The sequence below is a fragment of the Chamaesiphon sp. OTE_20_metabat_361 genome (assembly GCF_031364565.1).
In genome coordinates, this window is the sequence record NZ_JANLWO010000639.1 from 1 (window position 1) to 6,406 (window position 6,406).

The following is a 6,406-nucleotide window of genomic DNA, read 5'->3' on the forward strand; positions in this document are numbered from 1 at the left end:
GTGGAGTTTCTATCGCTTCCTCCACTTTATTGCTACCAAAGGCAGGCTAAACCCTGCATCAGAGCGGACGGAGGTAGTAATCTTTAGCCCGATTCGGCACAGCCGACGCTGTGCCTAACGGCAGGCTATCGCCAACGCGAACGGAGTAATGACAAGTTTATGAGTTAGTAGCTCGGTAATTTTGTCCGCTCTCCACAAATCAACTCATCATCTATCAGAAAAAAACATCATGACTTTCTCTAAATCTAACCTCAACGTTCTCTCAGAATCTCTGTTTACAGAATTAACCGCAGACCAAGCTCAAATGCTCGAAGGCGGCAAGCGGATTGATATTCTGCTCGTTCGCTGTATTCAGGCTGGCGGTGGTTCCGATCGACTGTCTTTCACCGTTAATGGCAACAATGTTGGTAATCCGATCGGTATCCAGACTGGCGGTGTTGCCAATGTTGGTGCGAGTGCAAACTTCAATAGTACAGCAAGCGTCCAATTGTTCGATGCGGGTAGCTCTCTGGGCGGTTTTAGTACCTCTAGCAATGGTCAACAAACTCGGCGTGTTAGTGGTGGCGGCTCTACCTACGAAGTGACGTACCGAGTTGGTAATTAACGTGCGATCGCCACGCTTGCGATCCTCCCCTAGCCCCCCTTAAAAAGCTACCGTGTATACACATCTGTAGTTAGAAACGCAATTGGTAGAAATCCCCCTGTCTTGTTGCGCTTTTATGTGCGGGGGAACCCAGCCCATAGCGCACCGCTAAATCCCCCTTAAAAAGGGGGACTTTAAAAGCCCCCTTTCCAAGGGGGTTGGGGGATTGAGATCTCGAAACGAAGTCTAACCGACTTGTGTAGACACCGTAGCCTTACAAAGTGGGATTTATGAAGATCGCAACTTTGTCATTAGTCCCTTCATCTCTCCCCCACTCCCATGCGCTATCCCCTCATTCTCCAACAGTCCGAAGAAGACTGCGGTGCCGCCTGCCTCGCCACCATTGCTAAATTCTATGGTCGCAACTTCAGCATCGGTCGCATCCGCGAACTAGCAGGCACTCGATCTCGCGGTACTACTCTCCTCGGACTCAGCCGAGGTGCGGAATCTCTCGGCTTTCAAGTGCGCCAAGTCAAAGCCTCGCCCCAACTTTTAGCTAATCTGGCGCAAGCACCATTGCCCGCGATCGTCCATTGGAAAGGCTATCACTGGGTCATTCTCTATGGCAAAAATCGTCGCGGTCGATATATTGTCGCCGATCCTAGCATTGGATTACGCTATCTCAGCGAAGTGGAATTGATGTCGGGTTGGACGAATGGGGTGATGCTATTGCTCTCGCCAACAGAGGCATTTTACCAACTGACTGAGGACAAGCTGACGGGGTTTGGGCAGTTTGTCAAGCGGGTGTGGCCCGATCGAGGTTTGTTGGTACAAGCGATCGGTTTAAACATCGTCATTGGTTTACTAGCATTGGCTTCGCCGTTGATGATGCAGTTATTGACGGATGATGTATTGGTGCGGGGCGATACGGAATTGTTGCTGATCGTGGCTTTAGGTGTGGTGGCGATGACGCTGATACGGAGTGTGGTTAATCTGATTCAGGCGCAGTTAATTGGCTATTTTGGGCAACGGTTACAGATGGGATTGGTGCTGGAATATGGGCAAAAGCTGTTGCATTTACCACTGTCCTATTTTGAAGGGCGACGCAGTGGTGAGGTGGTGAGCCGGATTGCGGATGTATCGGCGGTGCATTCATTGGTGGCGCAGTTGGTGTTGGGGTTGCCGAGTCAGTTTTTTATTGCCGTGGTTTCGTTAATGTTGATGCTGCTTTATAGTTGGGAATTAACGATCGCCTCGACAGCGATGTTTGCCGTGCTGGTGGGAGTTAATTTTCTCTTCTTACCAGCGATTCGGCAGAAGACTCGCAATTTAATCATTCAAGGCACGGAGAATCAAGGCTTTCTCGTCGAAACTGTCCAAGGGATGCAGGTACTCAAAACCACCCCAGCGACTCCACAGGCTTGGCAGGAATATCAAGCAAATTTCAGTCGGTTGGCGCATTTGGGCTGGGGGACGATGAAGCTGGAACTCTATAGCGGCACAGTGACGGATATTTTATCGAGTTTGGTGAATGTTGGGTTGTTGTGGTTGGGCAGTTATTTAGTGATTAATCAGCGGTTGAGTGTGGGGCAATTGTTGGCTTATAGTGGCATGAGCGGGAATTTCTTTGGGTTCTTATTAGCTGCGATCGGGATTGTGGATGAATTCATTCGCGCTCAGGTGATTTTGCAACGCTTGGGTGAGGTGATGGATGCGACTCCAGAAGACGCGCAAGATGCCCACAAGCTTTGGGTGGAGCTGTCAGCAGCGGCAGATATTTACTGTGAAAAATTGCGATTTCATCATTCGGGGCGAATGGATTTGTTAGAGGATTTGGATCTGGTCATCCCAGGCGGTTGCATGACGGCGTTAATCGGTCGATCGGGTTGCGGCAAAAGTACGTTAGCGAAATTGCTATCGGGCTTGTACCAACCGCAGTCGGGACATATTCGCTATGGAATTGACGATCGCGACAATCTGGCGTTGGATTGTTTGCGACAGCAGGTAATGTTGGTGCCATAAGATGCACATTTTTGGAGTCGATCGATTGTTGATAATTTCCGCTTTAGCTATCCTGATGCGAGTCTCGAACAGATCGTGCAGGCTTGTGAGCTTGTCGGGGCAGATGAATTTATCGCCCAATTGCCAGATGAGTATCAAACAGTGTTGGGTGAGTTTGGAGCGAATCTATCTGGGGGGCAGCGGCAACGATTAGCGATCGCGTGGACGTTGTTGGCACATCCAGCGATTTTGATTTTAGATGAATCCACATCGGCAATCGATCCATTGAGTGAGGCGATGTTATTGGAGCGATTGCAGCAGCATCGACGGGGGCAGACGACAGTGTTAATTAGCCATAGACCCCAGGTAATTGGAGCTTGCGATTGGGTGGTGATGCTGGAGCAGGGGCAGGTGGTGAGTCAAGGTACGCCAACGGAATTGCGGCGGCGTGAGGGATTACATCGATCGTTTTTGACCCCAGAATTGGCATTGATGCCGTAGAGGCGATCCAATATGGTTCGGTTAGCCAGCGACTGAAGTCGCCGCACATGAAGCGCAGTCCGCCTACGCGGACTAAGATTTCAGTCCGCGTAGGCGGACTTTGCACCATTAGCAGCGGTTTCTAACCGCTGAGGTTATAACTAGCAACTTGCGTTATTAGAGGTTAATTTTATGACATCCAATACATTACCCAATTTAAACAATCTTCTGCCGCCGCTCAGTCCGTGGGCGCGGTTTGGGAGCCTTGGTGTAGTGGCTTTGCTCGGAGGCACGATCGCCCTCACGACCAAAATCCCTCATCGCAGCACCACCCAGGCGATCGCGATCGTCGCTCCCAATGGCACCATTCAAGCCCTCGTGCCCGCCGAATCGATTAACCAAGTTGCCACCCATCAAATCGCTCAAATGCGCGTGACAGCTTGCCCTTATGGAGAGTTTGGAACATTAAAAGGGCGGGTAACAACGATCGCCACCCAACCTGTAATGGTGACTGATTCGATTCCGCACGGCGGACGCTACGCGAACGTCACACAGTTGAGCCAACCGACGTTATACGCAGTGACGATTCAACCCCAAGCTTTAGTCTTAAAACAAGCGGCAAAATCCTGCCCCGTAAGGGTGGGGATGCAGGGTCAGTTGGATATCGTGTTACGGGAGGAGTCGTTGGCGCGATCGTTGTTACGTCGGATGCGGCTAGATGGGACGTAAGTAAGATCCGTGAAGGTGGCTCATATTGCAAAATCCGCCTGTGTAGACTAAAAATTTAGTCTGCGCAGGCGGATTTTTGTATTGTTAGCCGAGCCTATCCTCAACCCAAATTCATGTCGATCGATCTAACAATTACGATCGACTTTTCCGATCTTTTCCGATCTTCAATAGCAGGCTTTTACCGATCTTTTCTGGCTGTCAAACTAGCTAGGGGGAGATATTCTGGAGACATGGAGCAAGTTGACACCGACATCAACCCAACCACCACATCAACAACTCAATCTACTTTAACTTATCACTTACTTGAGAGGTATCTCAGTCATGAAAGCTAATTCACACGTCAAATCTACTAACATTCTCGATCGCATCCAATTTCATTTTGATTCGTTGGCGCGTAGCCTCTCCATTGGGAGAATCGATCTATCCAAGATCGGTATTCATTGGAGCATCTTTATCCACACGTCTCATCCGCGAGTGGTTGCCGAACTAAAACCAGATGATGCGACTGTAACTCCTAGCGATTCGGCAAAGCGGACGCTACGCGATCGGGGAAATACTGGCAACCGCCAACTGCAAAAACCTCAACTCGCTCGTCGGCACCATTCGCTTAACTGGCGTTGGCAATCTCAGTTAATGCAGTGGCATTAATCGCAGTTATTCACTATCTATCACCTAAAAAATACCATGAAACTCACAATTGTAAAATCAAAAAAAGTCCGCTCTAGTTCTGTTAGTTCGTTGGCAAAGCCCCTGTCTTGTCTCGCTTCCATGATCGGGAGCGACGCACTTCGGACGGGTTTCCCGTCCGAGAAGGTGCGTCAAGACAAACCCGACCGGAGCGAGCCGCTCCCGTGGAGAATCGATGAAAACCCCGAAAATTCTCGCTTGCTGGCGCAATGGCAGTCGGTCGATGGGAAGCTGCAATGCCGATGGTTTTTGGATTGAGCTATGCTGCTAAATATCCGAAAAATTCTCCACGGTCGAGGCTTTGCCAACGAGATAGTCGAGCTTGCATAGGATATTTGAAATGCAGAATTTGGTTTTAAAACCGAGTTTGAAGAGCGACTTTAGCACACTCAACTGTGTCAGTTTTTATTAAGAAAAAAATCTCAAGCAGGTACTAACATGATTCATCATATTTCGATTGCTGTTAACAATCCACAGCATGTGGCTGATGTAATTGCCGAGTTATGGCAAGGACGAGCTGTGCCCTTTCCGGGTCATGAGGGCAGCTATATTGCCCTTCGTTTCGATCTTTATGGCACAGCTATTGAGGTGATGCCGAAAAGCCTGATTTTGCAGCCAGGGTTAGAAACAGCCGCCGTGCGGTTTACTGACTTTGAGCCAGCTACGGGCTATACGGCTACTCATGCAAATATTTCAGTGGCTGTGAGCGAACAAAAAGTCTGGGAGATTGCCGAACGTGAAGGTTGGCGAGCTGTGCGGTGTAGACGCGGCGGAGCGTTCGATTTAATCGAACTGTGGGTTGAAAACCAGGTGATGCTGGAGTTGTTGCCGCCAAATCTGATGCCGGAATACCTTGCAACAGTGGAACCCAATAGCTTGAGTGCGCTTGTGAAAAACTTAGCTGCCGCCCAATAGCGACAACCTTTGGAGAACCCGATGAATCCCCAATCCCTCGCTGAGGACATTGCCAATTATTAATATACGAGGTGACTCAATGAACTTCGATCGAGACATTATTACTGTCAGACCTTCAGAAACAATCGACACGATTCAAAAATTGCCGAACTATGTTGGTATTTCTGGCAAAACGGCTGGTGCAAACGGGATCTCGATGAATATTGTGGTTATCCCACCTGCTGCAAAAGCCGAGCCTCATTTTCATCATGGATTTGAAACAGCGATTTATCTATTGAAAGGCAACGTGAAAACCCTTTATGGCGAAAACTTATCTAAGTCTGTAATCAATCAACAGGGTGATTTTATCTTTATTCCTGAAGGTGTACCGCATCAACCTATCAACTTGAGCAGTACCGAGGAGGCAATCGCCTTAGTCTCGCGCAATGACCAAAACGAACAAGAGAGTGTACGGGTTTACAGATTAGATTAAGTACGCCCAACCAAATGATTAAAAACTATTGCCAGATGGTTAGGCTTTAACTTCACTCGATCGAGGAAATATAGACAATTTTCAACTTTAAAAACCTCGATTCGATCGCGTAGCGTTCGCCTTGCAAAATCGTAGACACCGTTCGATTAATTAGCGTTAGCAATCTCAGTTAATGCAGTGGCTTTAATCACATTCAATTACTATTTTTCACCTAAAAAAATATCATGAAACCCACAATTCTAGATAGCGACAACCCTTGTAAAACCCGATGAATCCCCAATCCCTTGCTGAAGACATTGCCAACCTGACCCAGCAGACAGCAGCAGCGAACACAGCACTCATGCGCGGTGACATCGATCGATACCTCGCACTGATACAACACTCGAATGACTACATGCTAATGTCGCCGTTTGGTGGAGAGCCGACATCCGGCTTCGATCTGTCGCAACAGCTTGCACTGGATCGGTTCTTTAAGTCCGGCACATTCGACCAAGAGGTAGTCACAAGTACGGCGAAATCTGCTGTGGCGTAGGTTGTGA

General features: G+C 48.7%; 7 protein-coding genes and 1 pseudogene. All 8 read left to right on the forward strand.

The window, feature by feature from the left end:
* Positions 1-229: 229 nt before the first annotated feature.
* The 8 genes and pseudogenes from RMO35_RS18345 (at position 230) to RMO35_RS18380 (ending at position 6,399) form a co-directional block, all read left to right on the forward strand.
* Complete coding sequence (locus tag RMO35_RS18345) at positions 230-604, forward strand: hypothetical protein (protein WP_309742921.1); 375 nt, start codon at positions 230-232, stop codon at positions 602-604.
* Positions 605-922: 318 nt separating this feature from the next.
* Positions 923-3,085: pseudogene (locus RMO35_RS18350) on the forward strand (peptidase domain-containing ABC transporter).
* Between the two features lie 171 nt (positions 3,086-3,256).
* Complete coding sequence (locus RMO35_RS18355; RefSeq protein ID WP_309742923.1) at positions 3,257-3,793, forward strand: hypothetical protein; 537 nt, start codon at positions 3,257-3,259, stop codon at positions 3,791-3,793.
* 321 nt (positions 3,794-4,114) lie between these two features.
* Positions 4,115-4,441, forward strand: coding sequence for a hypothetical protein (locus tag RMO35_RS18360; protein ID WP_309742925.1), 327 nt, complete (start codon positions 4,115-4,117; stop codon positions 4,439-4,441).
* A 36-nt stretch (positions 4,442-4,477) separates the two neighbouring features.
* Positions 4,478-4,738, forward strand: a complete 261-nt coding sequence (locus RMO35_RS18365) for a hypothetical protein (protein ID WP_309742927.1) — start codon at positions 4,478-4,480, stop codon at positions 4,736-4,738.
* Positions 4,739-4,918: 180 nt separating this feature from the next.
* Positions 4,919-5,395, forward strand: a complete 477-nt coding sequence (locus tag RMO35_RS18370; RefSeq protein WP_309742929.1) for a hypothetical protein — start codon at positions 4,919-4,921, stop codon at positions 5,393-5,395.
* Between the two features lie 79 nt (positions 5,396-5,474).
* On the forward strand, positions 5,475-5,867 hold the full coding sequence (locus RMO35_RS18375; protein WP_309742932.1) for a cupin domain-containing protein: 393 nt from the start codon (positions 5,475-5,477) through the stop codon (positions 5,865-5,867).
* Positions 5,868-6,135: 268 nt separating this feature from the next.
* The gene (locus RMO35_RS18380; RefSeq protein ID WP_309742934.1) at positions 6,136-6,399 is read left to right on the forward strand and encodes a hypothetical protein; all 264 of its coding nucleotides are present in this window, start codon (positions 6,136-6,138) and stop codon (positions 6,397-6,399) included.
* Positions 6,400-6,406: the final 7 nt, after the last annotated feature.

Excerpts from the sequence above, each read along its gene's own strand:
- RMO35_RS18345 (WP_309742921.1), top strand. The coding sequence starts at position 230 with ATGACTTTCTCTAAATCTAACCTCAACGTTCTCTCAGAATCTCTGTTT.
- RMO35_RS18365 (WP_309742927.1), top strand. The coding sequence starts at position 4,478 with ATGAAACTCACAATTGTAAAATCAAAAAAAGTCCGCTCTAGTTCTGTT.
- RMO35_RS18360 (WP_309742925.1), top strand. The coding sequence starts at position 4,115 with ATGAAAGCTAATTCACACGTCAAATCTACTAACATTCTCGATCGCATC.
- RMO35_RS18355 (WP_309742923.1), top strand. The coding sequence starts at position 3,257 with ATGACATCCAATACATTACCCAATTTAAACAATCTTCTGCCGCCGCTC.
- RMO35_RS18370 (WP_309742929.1), top strand. The coding sequence starts at position 4,919 with ATGATTCATCATATTTCGATTGCTGTTAACAATCCACAGCATGTGGCT.
- RMO35_RS18375 (WP_309742932.1), top strand. The coding sequence starts at position 5,475 with ATGAACTTCGATCGAGACATTATTACTGTCAGACCTTCAGAAACAATC.
- RMO35_RS18380 (WP_309742934.1), top strand. The coding sequence starts at position 6,136 with ATGAATCCCCAATCCCTTGCTGAAGACATTGCCAACCTGACCCAGCAG.